The sequence below is a fragment of the Pseudomonas sp. R25(2017) genome (genome assembly GCF_002112565.1).
Classification (GTDB): domain Bacteria; phylum Pseudomonadota; class Gammaproteobacteria; order Pseudomonadales; family Pseudomonadaceae; genus Aquipseudomonas; species Aquipseudomonas ekonensis.
In genome coordinates this window covers 19,549-37,015 of record NZ_NEHZ01000028.1, presented here as the reverse complement: position 1 = coordinate 37,015, position 17,467 = coordinate 19,549, and the positions used below count along the sequence as shown (strand labels likewise).

General features: G+C 66.6%; 14 protein-coding genes. 10 read left to right on the top strand and 4 right to left on the bottom strand.

Annotated features, from left to right (window positions below):
• Window positions 1-5: 5 nt before the first annotated feature.
• The 4 genes from CAG31_RS26765 to CAG31_RS26750 form a co-directional block, all read right to left on the bottom strand.
• Entirely contained in the window at window positions 6-1,076 is a 1,071-nt protein-coding gene (locus CAG31_RS26765) for a lipocalin-like domain-containing protein (RefSeq protein WP_085586755.1), read from the bottom strand.
• Window positions 1,066-3,537, bottom strand: a complete 2,472-nt coding sequence (locus tag CAG31_RS26760; protein ID WP_085586754.1) for an FtsX-like permease family protein — start codon at window positions 3,535-3,537, stop codon at window positions 1,066-1,068. The genes CAG31_RS26765 and CAG31_RS26760 overlap by 11 nt, the downstream gene beginning before the upstream one ends.
• On the bottom strand, window positions 3,534-4,187 hold the full coding sequence (locus CAG31_RS26755; RefSeq protein WP_085586753.1) for an ABC transporter ATP-binding protein: 654 nt from the start codon (window positions 4,185-4,187) through the stop codon (window positions 3,534-3,536). The genes CAG31_RS26760 and CAG31_RS26755 overlap by 4 nt, the downstream gene beginning before the upstream one ends.
• A 185-nt stretch (window positions 4,188-4,372) precedes the next feature.
• On the bottom strand, window positions 4,373-6,070 hold the full coding sequence (locus tag CAG31_RS26750) for a sulfatase-like hydrolase/transferase (RefSeq protein ID WP_085586752.1): 1,698 nt from the start codon (window positions 6,068-6,070) through the stop codon (window positions 4,373-4,375).
• Window positions 6,071-6,459: 389 nt separating this feature from the next.
• On the opposite strand from CAG31_RS26750, the gene CAG31_RS26745 reads away from it, so the two are divergent.
• Genes CAG31_RS26745 through CAG31_RS26700 form a run of 10 tightly spaced genes read left to right on the top strand, consistent with a single transcriptional unit; the run spans window position 6,460 to window position 17,464 of the window.
• Window positions 6,460-7,812, top strand: a complete 1,353-nt coding sequence (locus CAG31_RS26745; RefSeq protein ID WP_085586751.1) for a UDP-glucose/GDP-mannose dehydrogenase family protein — start codon at window positions 6,460-6,462, stop codon at window positions 7,810-7,812.
• Window positions 7,809-8,846 carry an NAD-dependent epimerase gene (locus CAG31_RS26740; RefSeq protein WP_085586750.1) on the top strand — a complete coding sequence of 346 codons (1,038 nt, stop codon included), beginning with the start codon at window positions 7,809-7,811 and terminating at the stop codon, window positions 8,844-8,846. Before CAG31_RS26745 ends, CAG31_RS26740 begins: the two co-directional genes overlap by 4 nt.
• Window positions 8,847-8,864: 18 nt before the next feature.
• Complete coding sequence (locus tag CAG31_RS26735; RefSeq protein WP_085586749.1) at window positions 8,865-9,611, top strand: sugar transferase; 747 nt, start codon at window positions 8,865-8,867, stop codon at window positions 9,609-9,611.
• Window positions 9,611-10,258 carry a CpsD/CapB family tyrosine-protein kinase gene (locus CAG31_RS26730; protein ID WP_085586748.1) on the top strand — a complete coding sequence of 216 codons (648 nt, stop codon included), beginning with the start codon at window positions 9,611-9,613 and terminating at the stop codon, window positions 10,256-10,258. Before CAG31_RS26735 ends, CAG31_RS26730 begins: the two co-directional genes overlap by 1 nt.
• Before the next feature lie 21 nt (window positions 10,259-10,279).
• Complete coding sequence (locus tag CAG31_RS26725; RefSeq protein WP_085586747.1) at window positions 10,280-11,302, top strand: polysaccharide biosynthesis/export family protein; 1,023 nt, start codon at window positions 10,280-10,282, stop codon at window positions 11,300-11,302.
• 17 nt (window positions 11,303-11,319) lie between these two features.
• Entirely contained in the window at window positions 11,320-12,912 is a 1,593-nt protein-coding gene (locus tag CAG31_RS26720) for a Wzz/FepE/Etk N-terminal domain-containing protein (protein ID WP_085586746.1), read from the top strand.
• A complete protein-coding gene (locus tag CAG31_RS26715) occupies window positions 12,909-14,003 on the top strand; it encodes a glycosyltransferase family 4 protein (RefSeq protein ID WP_085586745.1) in 1,095 nt (364 codons plus the stop codon). The genes CAG31_RS26720 and CAG31_RS26715 overlap by 4 nt, the downstream gene beginning before the upstream one ends.
• Window positions 14,000-15,370, top strand: coding sequence for an O-antigen ligase (locus CAG31_RS26710; RefSeq protein ID WP_085586744.1), 1,371 nt, complete (start codon window positions 14,000-14,002; stop codon window positions 15,368-15,370). Before CAG31_RS26715 ends, CAG31_RS26710 begins: the two co-directional genes overlap by 4 nt.
• Complete coding sequence (locus CAG31_RS26705; RefSeq protein ID WP_085586743.1) at window positions 15,367-16,335, top strand: glycosyltransferase; 969 nt, start codon at window positions 15,367-15,369, stop codon at window positions 16,333-16,335. The genes CAG31_RS26710 and CAG31_RS26705 overlap by 4 nt, the downstream gene beginning before the upstream one ends.
• Window positions 16,328-17,464: a glycosyltransferase gene (locus CAG31_RS26700; protein WP_085586742.1), complete on the top strand. Its 1,137-nt coding sequence runs from the start codon at window positions 16,328-16,330 to the stop codon at window positions 17,462-17,464. The genes CAG31_RS26705 and CAG31_RS26700 overlap by 8 nt, the downstream gene beginning before the upstream one ends.
• Window positions 17,465-17,467: the final 3 nt, after the last annotated feature.

The following is a 17,467-nucleotide window of genomic DNA, read 5'->3' as shown; positions in this document are numbered from 1 at the left end:
TCGCATCAGTACCCGGTCATTTCGAGATAGCCTTGCCCGCCGTGGCTGCCGCTCAGGCGTACCGGGCCTTCCCAGTACGGAATGCGCAGGTTCATCCAGGCGTCGGGGTTGAGGGCGTCGAGGGTGAGGTCGAGGCGCTTGTCGGGAATGGCCACCGTCCAACGCACCGGCATCGCCCGGCCGGCGACCTTCGCTGTGTCTTTGGGGGTCAGGACGATCTGCGCGGCGGACAGCGTCTGCGGCTGGCCGTCGGCGCCGATCCACGTTCCGGTGAGGTACGGCGCGCCGTCCTTCTGGCGCATGCGGTACAGCATCACCTGCTCGCCGCTGTCCAGGTGCAGGGAGAACCAGTCCCAGCCGGTCTGGTCGGCAGTCAGGGGCTGGCTGCTCCATTCGCGGTCGAGCCAGGCCGGGCCGCTGACGGTGTAGCGCTGGCCGTCGATCTGCAGCGTGCCTTCGGCCCGGAAGAACGGCTGGCTGTAGTAGTACGACGCCTGGCCTTGCTCAGACTTGCGGCTATAACCGTGATCGCCCTGCAACACCAACGGACGATCCGTGGTGAGGTGCAACCGGTAGCTGAAGGATTGGTCCTGGGCGCTGAGCTGCAGGTCGTTCAACGCCTCCCCCGCTTGCTCGGCGAAACGCCACTCGTCGATCCACGCTTCGAACGGCGCCAGGCGCACCCCGGCCTGCCCGGTGCCGCCGCGGGCGTAGCGCTCGGCGGCATGGTGGACGTTGGCGGACGTCACCGCCGCATGGCCGAGCCAGATGGTCTGGTTGGCCCAACCCGGCTGCGGCGCAGCGGCGTTCAGGGCGCTGCGGAACAAGGTCCATTGCACGCCGAATTCGTTGCCCTGGCCGTCCTTGAGGTTGGCGGTGACGTACCACCATTCGATGCGAAACCCTTCGTGGGGGCCATGATCCACCGGGAAGCTGAACACTCGCCCCGGCACCACCGGCGTGAACCCCTGCGCCTGGTTGCCAAGGCCAGCGAAGCCCTTTTGCTTCGGCGCGGGCTCGCCGCAGCCGGCGAGCAGCGACACCACGAACAGCAGAACCGCCACCTCAATCCTCATGGGCAAAGGTCCTCAGCAGGTCCGCCGGCTGCGTGCGGTACAACGCGTACAACGGCCACGCCGATGCCAACAGCGTCGCCAGTAGCGCCAGCCCCGTCAGTTGCAGCAACTGCAGCGGAAACACCCGCAGCGGCAGGCGCCAGCCGAACGCCTGCACGTTGATCACCGCGTCCAGGCACCACGCCAGCCCGATGCCCAGCGGCAACGCCACCAGCAGCGTCAACACCGCCAGCAGCCAGGTCTGGCCGAGGTTGAGCAGCATCAGCCCGCGCCGCGTCACGCCCAGCGCCCACAGCGGTGCGAGCTGGCCGAGGCGGCTCTGGCTCTGGGTCAGCAGGCTGATGAACAGCGCCACCCCGGCCACCGCCAGCGTCAAGCTGTTGAGCGCCGCCGTCGCGGCGAAGGTGCGCTCAAAGACCTGCACCGACCAACCTTTCAGCCGCGCCTGATCGACGATGCGGGAATCGTCGAGCCGGAACCGCGCCTGCAAGGCGTCGAGCAACGCCGGAATCTTCGCCGGATCGATCCGCAGGTTGAAGCGGTTCGGCGTCAGTTGCGGCCAGTTGCGCAGCAAGTGAGCGCTGTTGACCAGCACATGGCCCTTGGGGTTGCCGTAGTCGGCATAGATGCCCACCACCCTCGGCGACCACGGCCCGCCCGACGTCGGGATCGTCAGGCGATCCCCCGGGCGCACCTTGAGGCGGCGGGCCAGCTGCTCGCTGAGCATCACCGCGTCGTCCGCCGCCAGCGATGCCCAGGGATCGTCGCCCCTGGCCTCCAGCAACGGCCAATGCTGGCGGTAGTGCGGATGGTCGATCACGCCGAACACCTCCGTCGGCCAGCCTTGCAGCGTCACCGCCACCTGCCAGTTGGGCAGCACTGCCGTCACCTCCGCTCGCTGGCGCAGCCAACTGTAGAGCTCCCGGGACTGGGCCGGATTGGTCGGGCTCAAGTACAGCTCGGCTGTCAGGCGCTGTTCGAGCCAGTCGTTGAACGTTTGGCGGAACCCGGCCGTCATGCTGCCGGCGCCGATGTTCGCGGCCATGGCCAACAGCAAGGCCATCAGGGCCAGGCTCAGCGCCGGCAACTGCTGCCGGCAATCGGCGACGAACCATTGGCCCAGCACCGAACGGCTGCGCGCGGACAAACCGTTGAGCAGCGCACTGAGCAACACCGGCAGCGCCAACGCGGCACCGAGCAGCAGACCGGCCAGCACCGCGAAGCCGCTGGCCAGGCTGTCGCCCCACAGCAATGCGCCGAGCGCCACCGCCCCCAGCACGAACGCCACCCGGCCCTGACGCCGCAACCAGCGCGCATGCTGCTGATGCCAGGCCTGGGGATCGGCCACCGCCAGCAACGGCAGGCGCGCCGCCCGCAGCAGGCTGCTGGCCCCGGCCAACAGCGCGCCGAGCAGGCTCAGGCCGATCCCGCTGAGCCACCACCAGGGGCTGAGCCGCAACTGCCCGGCCACTTCCGCCCCGTACAATCCGCGCAGGCTGGCCGCCACATCCGGCAGCAACACACTCGCCAGCCAATAGCCGCTGACCACGCCCAACACCCCGCCCGCCAGCGCCAACGCGCCCAGTTCGATGACCAGGCCGGCGATCAGCAGCCGCGCGCTGACCCCGCAGGCACGCAGGGTGCGCAGCAGCCCACGGCGCTGCTCCAACGCCAGGCCGATGGCGGCATGCACGATGAACAGGCCGACGACGAACGACAGGAACCCCAACGCGTCGAGGTTCAGGTGAAAGCTGTCAGTGAGCCGCGCCAAGTTGTTTTCTTCGCCGCTGCCCTTGAGCTGCAGCAGGCCCTTGAAGCCGGCCGGCAGATCGCCCTGGAAACCGGCGGGCAACCACAGGCGCGTCAGTTGCTCGGGCTGGTCGAGGACGGTTTGCGCGACGCCGATGTCCACCAGCAGCATGCCGGGGGCCATGTCCGACTGGGCTTGCAGCGGCGGCAAGGCCCGACCGTTCTCGGCCTGGGGCGTGTCGCCTTCTTGCAGGTTCAGCGCGTGCAGGGTTTCAGGCGCGATCCAGGTGCTTCCCGGCGGGCTCAAGAATCCGACGATGCGCTCGATCGGCATCGCCTGCCCCGCCACGGCGCTGTCCGCCGGCAACGACACCGGCTCGATGCCCATCAATTGCAGGCGCTGGCTGTCGTGGCCCTTGAGGATCAGCCTGCCTTGCAGCACCGGCGACACCGGCCAGCCCTGGCGGCGCAGGTCGACGAACCATTGCTGCGGGAACGGCGCGCCGTTCGGCGAGACAAGGCTGGCCTGGGGTTCGCCGCCGATCAGTCGGCTGGCTCGGGCGTAGCTGTCGCGGGCCTGGCTGTTGAGCGCTTCGACGCCGGTCAGCAGCCCGGTGGCCAGCCACAGGCCGGTCAACACACTGAAGAACTGCACCGGGTGGCGCCGCCAATGGCTGAGCAGCGCGGCCAGCGTGTACCGCAGCACCGTCACGTCAAGCGACCGTTGGACAGCACCGCCCGTTCGGCCAGCCGGGCCGCCACGCGTGAACTGTGGGTGACCATCAGCAAGGTGGTGGGGGTGTCGTCGAGCAGTTCCAGCAGCAGGCGCAGCACCTCGTCGCTGGTGGTTTCGTCGAGGCTGCCGGTGGGCTCGTCGGCCAGCAGCAGGGTCGGCTGCGCCGCCAGCGCCCGGCCCAACGCCACCCGCTGCTGCTGGCCGCCGGACAGTTGCTCCGGATAGCGCTGCAGCAGCCCGCCCAGGCCCAGGCGTTGTACCAAGTGATTCTGCCAGCGCGGGTCATGCCGCCCGGCCAGCCGCGCCTGGAACGCCAGGTTGTCTTCGATCCGCAGGCTGCCGATCAAGTTGTACTGCTGAAACACCAGGCCGATTTCCGTGCGCCGCCAGCGGGCCAGCTGTGCCTCGTTCATCTCGTCGAGCCGGTGGCCGCCGCTGCGGATGCGGCCGCGATCGACCTTGTCGAGCCCGGCGATCAGGTGCAGCAACGTGCTTTTGCCGCTGCCGGACTCGCCCATCAGCGCCAGGCTGGTGCCGGGCCTGAGCGACAGGTCGACGCCTTGCAGCACGGGCAACAGGCCCTGGGGCGTGGGATAACTTTTGAAGACGTCTTGAACTTCGAGCATGCCGGCATCCGGGCGGTCCGTGTGGGGCAAGGATAGCGGATCTGCATCCGGCGGCGACCGGGCCGGCCTCATCGCCAGCAGGCTGGCTCCCACAAGGGTTGCGGTTGCCCACCGCTTTTGTGAGCGTCACTGAATCCTGTGGGAGCCAGCCTGCTGGCGATAGGGCCGACACAGCCCCAAAGGCCCTACTGCCCCGCCGCCACGCTGGTGCCCGCCTCCCCCGGCGTCACGATGCTGCCCAGATCGATGTGCTTCCACTCGGGCTTGGCCCCCAGCCGCGCGTTGAAGCGGTAATTGAAGGTGAAGTCATCCGCTGTCGGCACGCTCAGCGGCTTGCCGTAAACCGCTTCGATGCCCGCCAGGTCGTAGCCCATCAACTGCAGCAGCGTCGGGAAAATGTTGTAGTGGCTGGAACGGTCCTTGTTCGCCGCCAGTTGGGCCGGCCAGTCCAGGGTCTGCAGGCGCTCGCCCTGGATCACCACCAGCGGCACCAACCCTTCTTCCTCCACCGGGTCGCCGCCGCAATGGGTGTTGAGGCCGGGGTTGCCGCGCTCGTGCAGGTCCTGGCCGTGGTCGGAGGTGTAGATCAGCACCGCGTTGTTCAGGTCGGCCTGGGCGAACACCCGCGAAAAGAACTCGCCGACATTCCACAGCACGGTGTTCTTGTAGGCGTTGCGGTACAGCGCCCAGTCGTCCGGCTGGCCGTTGAAGCCGTCGCGTTTGCCGGTGTCGGCGATGTCGGTGAACTGGCCCCGCGGCAACGCCGGACGGTAGGCCATGAACGCATCGGGGTATTTGTCGTGCACTGGGAAGTGCGCGCCGACCTTGTTGATCACCACCAATTGCGGCGTGCCGTCGTTGAGCAGTTCGACCAGTTTGGCGGCCGCCGCCATGTCACGGTCGCGCACGCTGGTCTGGTCGAACTGGACGAATTCGTCGATGTCCTTTTTCTCGGCGCCGTCCATCAGGTTCTGCAGGTTGCCGCCGGTGCGCTGGGCGTCGATGTACACCGTGCGCAACCCCGCGCCTTTGGCGTACTGCCAGATCGACGGCAGGGTGCTGTTGATCCGCCGGTAGTCGGCGCGGGTGCCGCCGTAGCGCAGGGTGACGTTGGTGTCGGCGCTGCAGTTGGCGATGGACGCGGCGTAGCCGTAGTTGAAGACCGCGACGCCGGGATGCGCCTCCTTGAGGTTGCTGTGCACGCCGAACGGCGCGTTGATGTCCAGGTAGTTGCCGGAAATGCTCTCGTCGATGATCAGCACGATGTCGTGGCCGACCGCCGCCCCATTGCGCGCCAAAGACACCGGCTCCCGCGGCCCGACCGTGTTGTGCAACGCCTCGTAGGCGAACAGGTTGAGGTAGGCCAACGGCGTGTACATCACCGGCAGCCCCCGGGCGCCCTCCCCGGCACGCACGAACAGCACGGCGCTGAGCAGCATCACCCCGCACAGCGGCGCCGCCACCCGCAACGCATTCGGCAGCGGGAACGGACGCCGTGGCTTGAGGCCGATGCCGAGCAACAGCGGCACGCCGTTCAGCAGGCCGTGCACGATCGCATCCCGGTACTGGTACGCCGCTTCCTGGATGAAGCCGCCGGAGTACACCAGCGACACGAAACCGCTGTAGGTCAGGTAGTCGGCGGTCACCCGCATGTACACATCGAAGAACACCGCCGAGATGAACATCGCCAATGCGAACAAATGGCGAATGAAAGACTGACGTATATAGGCCGTAAGTAGTAATGCGAAAGTAAGCGCCAAAAACATAACGCCAAAAAGAACTACCGCAAAACCGACCCCGATAGCACTTAACCGATCCAGGTAATAATCGGAATAAAGCAGCAGATAGATAATTAAAAGCAGTTCTTTCAAATATCTGAACATGGCATTTCCGGGGGATATCGGCGGGCACCGGTCAATAGTTTGTCGGTCAATTTCTGACACTAGCAGCAGGCCATCAAAGCGCAAGAAGTGCCGGACTTTTGCTCAAAGCGTCAAAAAAACATTGACTCAAAACTGACACACCCAAGTCGTTACAGGCCTTGAATTTTGTGGCCTACGACCGTTTATCGTTTTCTTTGAAATGTGAAAAACATGTCAAGGACGGGACAAACCCAGATACAGCAAGTACTTGATGGCCTTTAGCCCCCAAAACTGGGGGTGTTATACACGTGCAACATGTCATTTTGCTGACATGCTTTTCCAACGCTGCGCTATACCCCTTTTGACAGTTCCAATTCGATCTTCCCCAGCGTCTTGCGAGGCACGCCAATATGGACGTGAGCGTATTCGGTACGGGCTATGTCGGCCTGATTCAAGCAGCGGCATTGGCCGATGTCGGACATCGAGTTTTGTGCATCGATATTGACCCGAACAAAATTAAACAACTTCAACAGGCGGTGCCGCCCATCAGCGAACCGGGCCTGTCGGCGACCCTGGAAGAGAACATCAAGGGCGGTCGCCTGTTGTTCAGCACCCAGGCCAGCGATGCGGTGGAACATGCCGAACTGATCTTCATCGCCGTCGGCACCCCGGCCGACGAAGACGGCTCCGCCGACCTCAGCCATGTGCTCAATGTGGCACGGCAGATCGCCGGTGTGATGGAGGCCGACCGCACGCTGATCATCAAGTCCACGGTGCCGGTCGGCACGGCGGATCAGGTGGCGGCCACCGCCGCCGAAGAGCTGCAGCGGCGCGGCAAGGGCAGCCTCAAGGTGCGGATGGTGTCCAACCCCGAGTTCCTCAAGGAAGGCAGCGCCCTGGCCGACTGCATGCGCCCGGACCGGATCATCATCGGCACCCGCGACGCCCAGGCCCGCGAGCAGATGAGCGAGCTGTACGCACCGTTCTGCCGCAACCACGAAAAACTGATGTTCATGGACAACCGCAGCGCCGAGCTGACCAAGTACGCGGCCAACGCGATGCTCGCCACCCGCATCAGCTTCATGAACGAACTCGCCAACCTCACCGAACGGCTGGGCGCCGACATCGAAGCGGTGCGCAAGGGCATCGGCTCCGACCCGCGCATCGGCTACCACTTCATCTACCCCGGCTGCGGCTTCGGCGGCTCGTGCTTTCCCAAGGACCTGCGCGCCCTGCTGCACACCGCCGAGCACAACGGCATGCCGCTCAAACTGCTGCGCAGCGTCACCGACGTCAACGACCGCCAGCGGCACATCCTGTTCAGCAAGCTCAAGGCGCAGTTCCCCGAAGGCCTGGCCGGCAAGTCCGTCGCCATCTGGGGCCTGGCGTTCAAGCCCAACACCGACGACATGCGCGAAGCGCCCAGCCGCTACCTGATGGAAGCGCTGTGGGCCGAAGGCGCCAGCGTGCAGGCCTACGATCCGGAAGCCATGGCCGAGTGCCGGCGCCTTTACGGCTTCCGCGACGACCTGCACCTGTGCGCCACCCGCGACGACACCCTGGAAGACGCCGATGCCCTGGTGATCTGCACCGAGTGGAAAAACTTCCGCGTGGTGGACTTCGACCTGCTGGCCGAGAAGCTGAGGGCGAAAGTCATCGTCGACGGCCGCAACCTCTACAACCCCGAACACGTGGCGGCGGCCGGCCTGCACTACAGCGGCATCGGCCTGCGCCACATCGCCCCCGAAGGCTTGCAGCCATGAAGGTCCTGGTCACCGGCGCGGCCGGTTTCATCGGTGCCCACTGCGTGCTGCGGCTGATCCGCGACGGGCACGACGTGCTCGGCCTGGACAACTTCAACGGCTACTACGACCCGCAGCTCAAGCACGACCGCGTGCGCTGGGTGCGCCACGAGGCCGGGGATTTTCCCCTGGTGACGACTGACCTGGCCGACGCTCCGGCCATCGAAGCGCTGTTCGCCCGCGAACGGCCGCAGGTGGTGGTGCACCTCGCTGCGCAGGCCGGGGTGCGCTACTCGCTGGAGAACCCGCGGGCGTACCTGGACAGCAACCTGGAAGGTTTCCTGAACATTCTGGAAAGCTGCCGGCGCCACCCGGTCGAGCACCTGATCTACGCCTCCTCCAGCTCGGTGTACGGCGCCAACCAGCACACGCCCTACTCGGTGCAGGACGGCGTCAACCACCCGCTGTCGCTGTACGCCGCCACCAAGAAGGCCAACGAACTGATGGCCCACAGCTACAGCCACCTGTTCGGCATCGCCTGCACCGGCCTGCGCTTTTTCACCGTGTACGGTCCCTGGGGCCGGCCGGACATGTCGCCGATCCAGTTCGCCCGGGCGATCAGCGAAGGCCTGCCGCTGAAGCTGTTCAACTACGGCCGGCACCAGCGCGACTTCACCTACATCGACGACATCGTCGAGAGCATCGCCCGCCTGATCGACCGCGCGCCCCACGCCAACGGCGCCTGGGACCGCGAGCAACCCGACCCCGCCAGCAGCATGGCGCCCTGGCGCCTGTTCAACATCGGCGGCCAGCACCCGGTGGAGCTCAAGACCTACCTGGCGCTGCTGGAAAAGCATCTCGGCCAGAAGGCCGTGGTCGAGCTATTGCCCCTGCAACCGGGCGACGTGCTCAACACCTGCGCCGAGGCCAGCGACCTGGCCCGGGCCACCGGGTTCCAGCCCCGGATAGAGCTGGATGAGGGACTGGGGCGCTTCATCGCCTGGTTCCGCGAGTACTACCCCACAGCCTATCGCCCACGCGCCGCGCGCGGCTGATCATCCGCGGAGGAATCCATGACTGGACATGAGAAAGGTGTGCCGATCCAACAGCTCTACCGCGACAAACGCATGGATCCGGAACAGCGAATGCGCCTGGACAGCGCGATCCACCGCCAGGGGCGCGGCTGGGTCACCGGCCGCGAGGGCGGACGGCCCTGGACGCTGTCGCGCACCAACCGCGTGGTCGCCTGCCTCGGCGCCCTGGTCATCCTGCTGCTGATTTCCCCGCTGCTGCTGGGCCTGGCCCTGACCATCAAACTCACCAGCCCAGGGCCTGTGATGTTCGTGCAGAAGCGCACCGGCTACCGCGGCCGCAAGTTCGGCATGTACAAGTTCCGCACCATGGTGGCCAACGCCGAAGAGCTCAAGGAGTCGCTGCGCCACCTGAACAAGCACGGCGCCGACGCCATCGACTTCAAGATCGACAAGGATCCGCGCATCACCGGCATCGGCGGCTTCCTGCGCCGCAGCAGCCTCGACGAGCTGCCCAACCTGTTCAATGTGGTGACCGGCGACATGCGCCTGGTCGGCCCCCGTCCGACCTCCTTCAACGCCTACCGCTACAAGGACAGCCACCTGGCGCGCCTGAGCATCTACCCCGGCATGACCGGCCTGTGGCAGATCTCCGGGCGCAGCGACGTCGACTTCGACCAACGTGTGGAGATGGATCTGAGCTACATCGCCGAGCAGAGCCTTTTGCTTGACCTGAAGATCCTGGTGAAAACCCCCTTCAAAGTATTCAGCGGCCACGGAGCAAGCTAATGGACGGTTCAACCAACAAAAGCCTGAGCATTGCCAGCCCCAGCGAGTCGAACCTGACCTCGACCGTGCTGGACCTGGATCTGCGGATCCTGTTCCTGACCGCCGCCAACCCCGGTGCGGGCACCACCACCAGCGCCCTGGCGCTGGCCAGCCAACTGGCGCAGATGAGCAGCGGCCTGGTGCTGCTGGTGGACGCCAGCCAGTCGGCGACCAATCTCACCCAGCAACTGAACCTGGGCAAGGAGCGCGGCCTGCGCGAACTGCTGTTCAACGAAGAGAACCCGCCGCTGCTGCAGGACTGCGTGGTGCAGGTGTCGAGCCTGCCGTTCCACGTCCTGCCCAACGGCCGGCCGATCCGCACCATGGAGCGCCTGACCCCCGAGCGCCTCGGCCCGCTGCTCGATCAGTTGGGCAGCCAGTACCGCTTCGTGGTGATCGACGGCGACGCGGTGTACTCGGCCGCCGACACCCTGGTGCTGGGCACCCAGGCCGACGGCGTGGTGTTTGTGGTGCGGGCCGAAGACACCCGCTGGGAAGTGGCCCAGGCCGCCGTGCAGCGGCTGACCCAGGCCGGGGCGAAAGTGGTCGGCAGCGTGTTCAACCGCCGCAAGTACTACATGCCCAAATGGCTGTACAAAAACCTGTGAGCCACTGCGAGGGATGACGCCATGAACGCAAAAATGCTTGTGCTGCTGTTGCTCCCGCTCGCCGGCTGCTCCAGCACCTCCGACACCCTGACCATGCCGGTGAACATCCTCACCGCGCCGCCGGCCAACGCCCAGGCCACCGACATGCCCAAGGTCGAGCAGACCCTGCGCCCGCAAGATGTGCTGGACGTGATCTTCCACATCAGCACCAGCGGCTCGGACGCCTACCGCATCCAGTCCGGTGACCAGATCGGCCTGAACTTCACCGCCGCCAGCCAGCTCAACGGCAACCAACTGGTGCTGCCCGACGGCACCATCGAACTGCCGGGCGCCAACACCCAGGTGAAAATCGCCGGCCTGACCAGCGACGAGGCCCGCCAGGAAATCCAGCGCGCCTACAACCGCAAGGCGCTGTTCCAGCCCAACCGCAACCAGTTGACGGTGCAGGTCATCAGCCCGCTGACCAACGAGCAGAACCTCAAGAGCGCCCTCAACCACCCGGCCACCGGCATGAGCCGCGAGATCACCGTGGGCACCGACGGCTACGCCAGCTTCCCGGAGATCGGCGCCGTGCCGCTGCAAGGCATGACCGTCAACCAACTGGAGACCTTCCTCAACCAGAAGTACGCGCAACTGCCGGGCCGGATGACCGTGGACGTGCTGCTCAAGTCCACCGCCGGCAACGAGATCTACGTGCTGGGCGAAGTCGGCCAGCCGGGTTCCTACCCGATCCGCCGGCCGGTCTCGGTGCTTGAGGCCCTGACCCTGGCCCGCGGCACCAACGTCAAGGCGCGCCTGGACTCGGTGATGATCATGCGCCGCAACGGCAACCAGGTGCAGGCCGTGCGCTACGACGTCGAGAAGGCGCTGGCCGGCGACGCGTCGCAGATCGCCTACCTGCAGCCCGACGACATGCTCTACGTGCCCAAGACCAAACTGGCCAGCGCCGGCGAACTCGCCCGGCAACTGGCCGACGTGGTGCTGTTCCAGGGCGTGGGGTTCAGCTTCGGCTACCGCGTCGACAACAAAAACAGCAACAACTGACCCTCGGGTGACCGGCCATGAATCCAAAGGAAAACTACCTGCATGAGTTCTTCAGGATCTTCTTCGCCAACAAGCGGCTGGTGAAGCGTGTCTTCCTGATCTTCGCGGTGATCGCCCTGGCGCTGCCCCTGGTGCTCAAACAGAGTTTCGACATCACGGCCCAAGTGATCGTGCAGTCCAAGAAGCTCTCCCAGGGCGACGCCTCCACATCGCTGACCGTGGACAACGCCACGTTCATTCCGCCGTCGCTGGCGGACATGGAGACCGAGAGCAACATCCTGCGCTCCCCGGCGCTGATCCGTCAGACCATCGGCGAACTGCGGGACAAGGGCGAGTACACCCCGTCGCCGGGGATGTTCAACCGCCTGGTGAGCGAGCCGTTCAAGCGCTACGTCAGCTCGCCGCTGCGCGAACATGTGATCAACCCGCTGCGCGGCCTGCTCGGGCTTGAGACCGATCCGGTGCGCGACACCGCGCTCGACGCGCTCACCCAGCAAGCCATCGATAGCCTGAAGATCGAGACCCTGCCCGGCTCCAACGTGATCTCGGTCATCTACAGCTTCCCGGATCCGCACCAAGGCACGACCTTCGTCGCCGCCCTGCTGCAGAACTATCTGGTCAGCCGTCAGGCCTTGCAGTCGATCGACCTGCCGCAATCGTTCTACGAGTCCAAGAAGCACCTGTACCAGGTGCGCCTGGACGGCCTCGAAGGCACCCGCCAGGCGTTGCTGGAAAGCGTCGGCTCGTCGGACCCGAAGGAGGAAATCACCTTCCGCCTCAACGCGATCAACACCGAAGAGCAAGCGCTGAACCTCTACCAGGACCGCCTGCTGCAAAGCCAGCGCTGGCTCGAATACCTCAAGACCGCCCTGGCCGCCGCCAGCAGCAACAAGCTGGATGACTACTCGTTCCCCTACACCTTCACCACCACTGTGGACAACGTGGCGTTCGAGGATCGCGAGATCAAACAGCTGGGCGAGCAACTGACCACCCAGGTCAGCCGCTACATGAACGACCTGGCGGTGTTCCGCCCCGGCAGCGAACCGATGCTGCTGACCCGCGAGCAGATCGCCCGCACCCGCGCGCAGTTCCTCAAGATCGTCAGCAACCGCATCCAGGAGCGCACCAACGACCTGGCGGTGGTCACTCAGGTCATCAATCAGAAGACCGAGCGCATCGCCCAGTTCAAGGAACGCATCCGCCAGTTGCAGCAGACCCAGAGCAAGCTGCGCCAGATGGACACCGAGATCGACGCGCTGCACGCTGCGTTCTCGACCTACGCCCAGCGCTTCGCCGAGAGCAGCACCACCCGCTCGCTCAACGACGACCTGTCCAACGCCCGGGTGCTCAGCCCGCCGTTCGAGCCGACCGAGCCGGCCTTCCCCAAGCCGCTGCTGATCATTCCGTTCGGCCTGTTCACCGGCCTGCTGCTGGCGATCGCCCTGGTCTATGTGCGTGAGTTCTTCGACCACCGCTTCAAGCACCCTGCACAGATCAGCCACGAACTGGGCGTGCCGGTGCTGCTGGTGATCAACGACCAGAACGCGCTGCCGGGCAACCCGCACAAGAACTGGACCGTGCCGAGCTTCCTGCATTGGGTGCGCAATTGAACGCGCCGTCCTCAGCCAACACCGCCCTGCCGATCATTCACTTGCTCAGCAGCGGCGGGTTCTACGGCGCCGAGCGGATGCTGCTCGACCACTGCGTGGCCACGCCGGGTCGGCATCAGGTGATGTTCCTCGACGCGCCGCCGGAGCTGATCACGCGCTTTCGCCAGGCCGGGGTCGATGCGCAGGGCTGCGCGGGTTTCACCGCCCTGCTGCGGCACCTGCGCCAGCGGCGCGGCGAATACCCGCTGATCAACACCCACAACTTCAAGGGGCTGCTGTTCGGCTGGCTCGCCGCGACCCTGCTGCGCCTGCCGCTGGTGATCACCCAGCACGGCTTCACCCCGCGCAGCCGCAAGCAGAAGTTCTACACCTGGCTGAGCCTGCAACTGTGCCGCACCGCCTCGGTGAACCGGGTGGTGTGCGTGGCCGAAAGCATCGCGGCCCTGCACCGTCAGGCCAGCGTGCGCGCCGAGAAGCTGCAGGTGATCCCCAACGGCCTGCCGGCGGCAGAGGCCGCCGGCAAGGCACGGGCCGGCCGCCAGCGCCAGCTCGCCGGCTACGTGGGTCGGTTGAGCAGCGAGAAAGGCCCGGACCTGTTCCTCGACGCGCTGATCCCGCTGTGCCTGCACCACCCGCAGCTCGACGCGGTGATGCTCGGCGAAGGCCCGGAACGTGAGGCGCTGCAAGCGCGGATCGATGCCGCCGGCCTGCACCAGCGCATCCGTCTGCCGGGCTATCAGACCGACATGCGCCGCTGGTGGCGGCTGCTCGACGCGCTGGTGATCAGCTCACGCACCGAAGGCACGCCGATGATCCTGCTGGAGGCGATGCAGAGCGGCGTGCCGGTGGTGGCGTTCGGCGTCGGCGGGATCCCCGATGTGCTGGAGCACCGGCACAACGGCCTGATGGCGGCCCCCACCGACACCGCCGCCCTCGCCCGCCAGCTCGACAGCCTGCTGACCGACCCGGTGCTGGCCCGGCAGCTGCGCGACAACGCACGGCGCACGCAACAGGACCGCTACGACCTCAAGGCCCTGGCCGAACGCTGGTCGCAGCTGTACATCCGCACGGCACGGGAGGCACGCGCATGATTGTCCCGCTCTCGATCGTCAGTCTGCTCGGTCTGGTCTGCGTCGCCCTGCTGGCCAGCCCTTATCCGTACCTGGCGCCGGGCGCGGTGCTCGGCCTGGTGGGCGTGGCGGTGCTGTACCGCAAGCCGGCCTGGGGCCTGCTCGGCATCGCCGCGCTGGTGCCGTTCGAGGGTTTCTTCAAGGACAGTTCGCTGTCGGGCAGCAAGCTGCTCGGCGCTTCGCTGGCGCTGATCCTGATGCTGCAACTGGCGCTGCACCAGCTGCCGTCCGAGCGCCTGCGCAGCAATGTCTGGCGGTTCCTGATCGGCTTCATGGCCCTGTACCTGCTGAGCCTGCTCGACACCGACGACATGGGCATGTCCCTGGGGCACCTGCGCGAGCTGAGCGTCGGCCTGATCCTGTTCGTCATCACCCTGCTGATCGGCCGCGAGCTGAACCTGGACCTGTTCGCCCGACTGGTGACCCTGAGCGTCAGCGCCACGTGCGCCATGGCGATGTTCTCCACGAAGTTCCAGGACCAGGGCCGCGCCGCCGGCCTGCTCGAAGACCCCAACGCTTTCGCCCTGCTGATCGCGTTCGCCGTGCCCTTGGGCCTGCTGCTGGTGATCCGCAGCCCGAACCTGCTGCACCGGCTGTTCTGGGGCGGCTGCTGCCTGCTGTTGCTGGGCGGCATGACCAAGACCGAATCCCGTTCCGGGCTGGTGGTGCTGGCCCTGAGTCTGGTGATCGGCTGCTGGCATTACCGTGCGCAGCTGTCGCGCATCCGCCCGCGTCACCTGGGCTTCGCCATGCTCGGCGCGGCCATCGTGATTCCGCTGGCGATCTACGCGATGCCCGCCGGCTACCTGGCGCGCATCCAGTCCTTGAGCGTGCTCAGCGCCGGGGCCCGCGGCCACGACGACGAATCCCTGGGCCGGCGCGCCTCGTACATCGTGGTCGGCGGCCAGATGATCCGCGAGAACCCATTGCTCGGCTCCGGCCCCGGCACGTTCCCGCTGCACTACGCCACCACCGGCTACGCCAAGGCGTTTTCCGCCAACCGCAAGATCGGCGACCTCTACCGCCGTGCGCACAACACTTACCTTGAGATCTTCAGTGAACTGGGGATCCCGGCGGGCCTGCTGTTCGTCGGCATGCTCGCCCAGGGCCTGTACAACCTGATCCGCGCGCGGCGGGCGTGGATGCAGCGGCGCGACTGGGAGCAGGCTGACCTGATGACCCACCTGGGGATGAGCTTCCTGTCGCTGACCCTGTTCCTGATGTTCCTCAGCGCACCGAACCAGAAGTACGTGTGGATCATGCTGGCGCTCGCCAGCGTCCTGCGCCTGAAAGCCGAACAGGCGCCGCCGAGGGAGGCCCGCCCATGACCCGGATCAGCATCGTCATTCCCATGTTCAACGAGGCGCGGCACATCGGCCGCACGCTGCTCGCGGCACAGAAGGCCGCGCAGGCGGCCGGCGTCGAGTGCGAGCTGATCGTGGTCGACAATGGCTCCACCGATGACGGCCCGCAGATCGCCCGGCGGTTCGGCGCCCAGGTGCTGGTGCTGCCGGGGCTGATGATCGGCGCCCTGCGCAACCGCGGCACCGCCCGCGCCACCGGCGAATGGCTGGCGTTCATCGACGCCGACATCGAAATGCCCGAAGACTGGCTCGGCCCGCTGTTCGCCACCGAAGCCGTGGGCAGCGCCGACGTGTTCGGGCTGGACCTGCACACCCCCGCCGCCGCGCCGTGGTACGCCGTGGCCTGGCAGCGCCGCACCCTGCGCCCGCAGACCCACATCGCCCATGCCGTGGACTGGCTGCCCAGCGCCAACCTGCTGATGCGCCGGCGCTGGTTCGACAAGGTCGGCGGGTTCGACGAGAACCTGCGCACCGGCGAAGACAAGGAATTCACCCTGCGCCTGAACGAACAAGGTGCGCGGCTGCTGTCGGTCAACGAAAGCGTGGCCCTGCACTGGGGCTACGAAATGAACTGGCGCGAGTGGATGGGCAAGGAAATGTGGCGCCAGGGCAGCCACCTGCAATTGCTGCGCACCCACGGCATGAGCCTGCGCCTGCTGCGCTTCCCGTTGCTGTCGCTGGTCGCGTGGCTGCTGGATCTGTTGGCGGTGTCCGCCCTGCTCAACGGCTTTCCCCATCACGCGGCGATCATGGTGATGCTGACCACCCTGCCGGCGCTGGCGCTCAGCGTGCGCCAGAGCAGCCGCCACCGCCACATCGGCCTGACCCTGCAACTGTGGGGGCTGCACTGGGTGCGCCTGCACCTGGCCGGGGCCGCGTTCATTCTCAGTCTGTGTCATTGGACCGCCAGGAGGCCTGCCCGTGGCTGAATTCATTTTCTGGACCTGCCTGCTGCTGCCGGTGTACGCCTACCTCGGCTATCCGCTGCTGCTGACCCTGCTCGCGCCGCTGTTCCCGGCCTGGCGCCACACCCCGGCGCCGCCGCTGAACGTCAGCGTGGTGATCGCCGCCCACAACGAGGCGCGGCACATCGAGCACAAGCTGCGCACCCTGCTGGCCCAGGACTACCGGCCGGCCACGCTGCAGATCATCCTGGCCAGCGACGGCTCCACCGACGACACCGTGGCCCGCGCCCGTACGGTCGACGACCCGCGCATCACCGTGCTCGACCTGCCGCGCCAGGGCAAGGCCGCCACCCTCAACGCCGGCGTGGCGCAGAGCAGCGGCGACATCCTGGTGTTCACCGACGCCGACAACCAATGGTCGCTCGACACCCTCGGCCACCTGCTCGCGCCCCTGAACGACCCGCAGGTCGGCGCCTGCGCGGGGCACATGGTGATTCCGGTCACCGGCGGCGGCCTGAGCGTCGGCGACAGCCTCTACCGGCATTACGAAGGCTGGCTGCGCCGGGTCGAGAACCGCACCGGCTGCATGGTCTCGGCCGACGGCGCGCTGCTGGCCCTGCGCCGCGAGCTGTTTGAGAACGTGCCGGCGGAGGTCAACGACGACTTCTTCCTCAGCACCTGCGCACCGGCGAAGTTCAAGCGCATCGTCTACGTGCCCGAGGCCCAGGTGATCGACCACGGCGTGGACGATGCGGACAAACAGTTCCGCCGCCGCCAGCGCGTCACCGTCGGCGGCCTGCAGAGCCTGGCCCAGCGCCGCGAGCTGCTCAACCCGCTCAAGCACGGCCTGTACGCGCTGGCCCTGATCAGCCACAAGCTGATCCGCCGCCTGGCGCCGGTCCTGCTGCTGCCGTTGCTGCTGAGCAATTTCTGGCTGTGGGACGACCACGGTTTCTATCGCCTGAGCCTGCTGGCGCAGCTGCTCGGCTATGCCGCCGCCGTCGCCGGCCTGCTGGATTCGCAACACCGCCTCCCCAAACCGTTCCGCCTCGCGGCGTTCCTGCTGGTGACCCTGGCAGGCATGAGCATCGGCCTGTGGCAGTTCTTGCGCGGCCAACGCTACGCCCAGTGGAACCCTGAACAAAACCGATAAGAG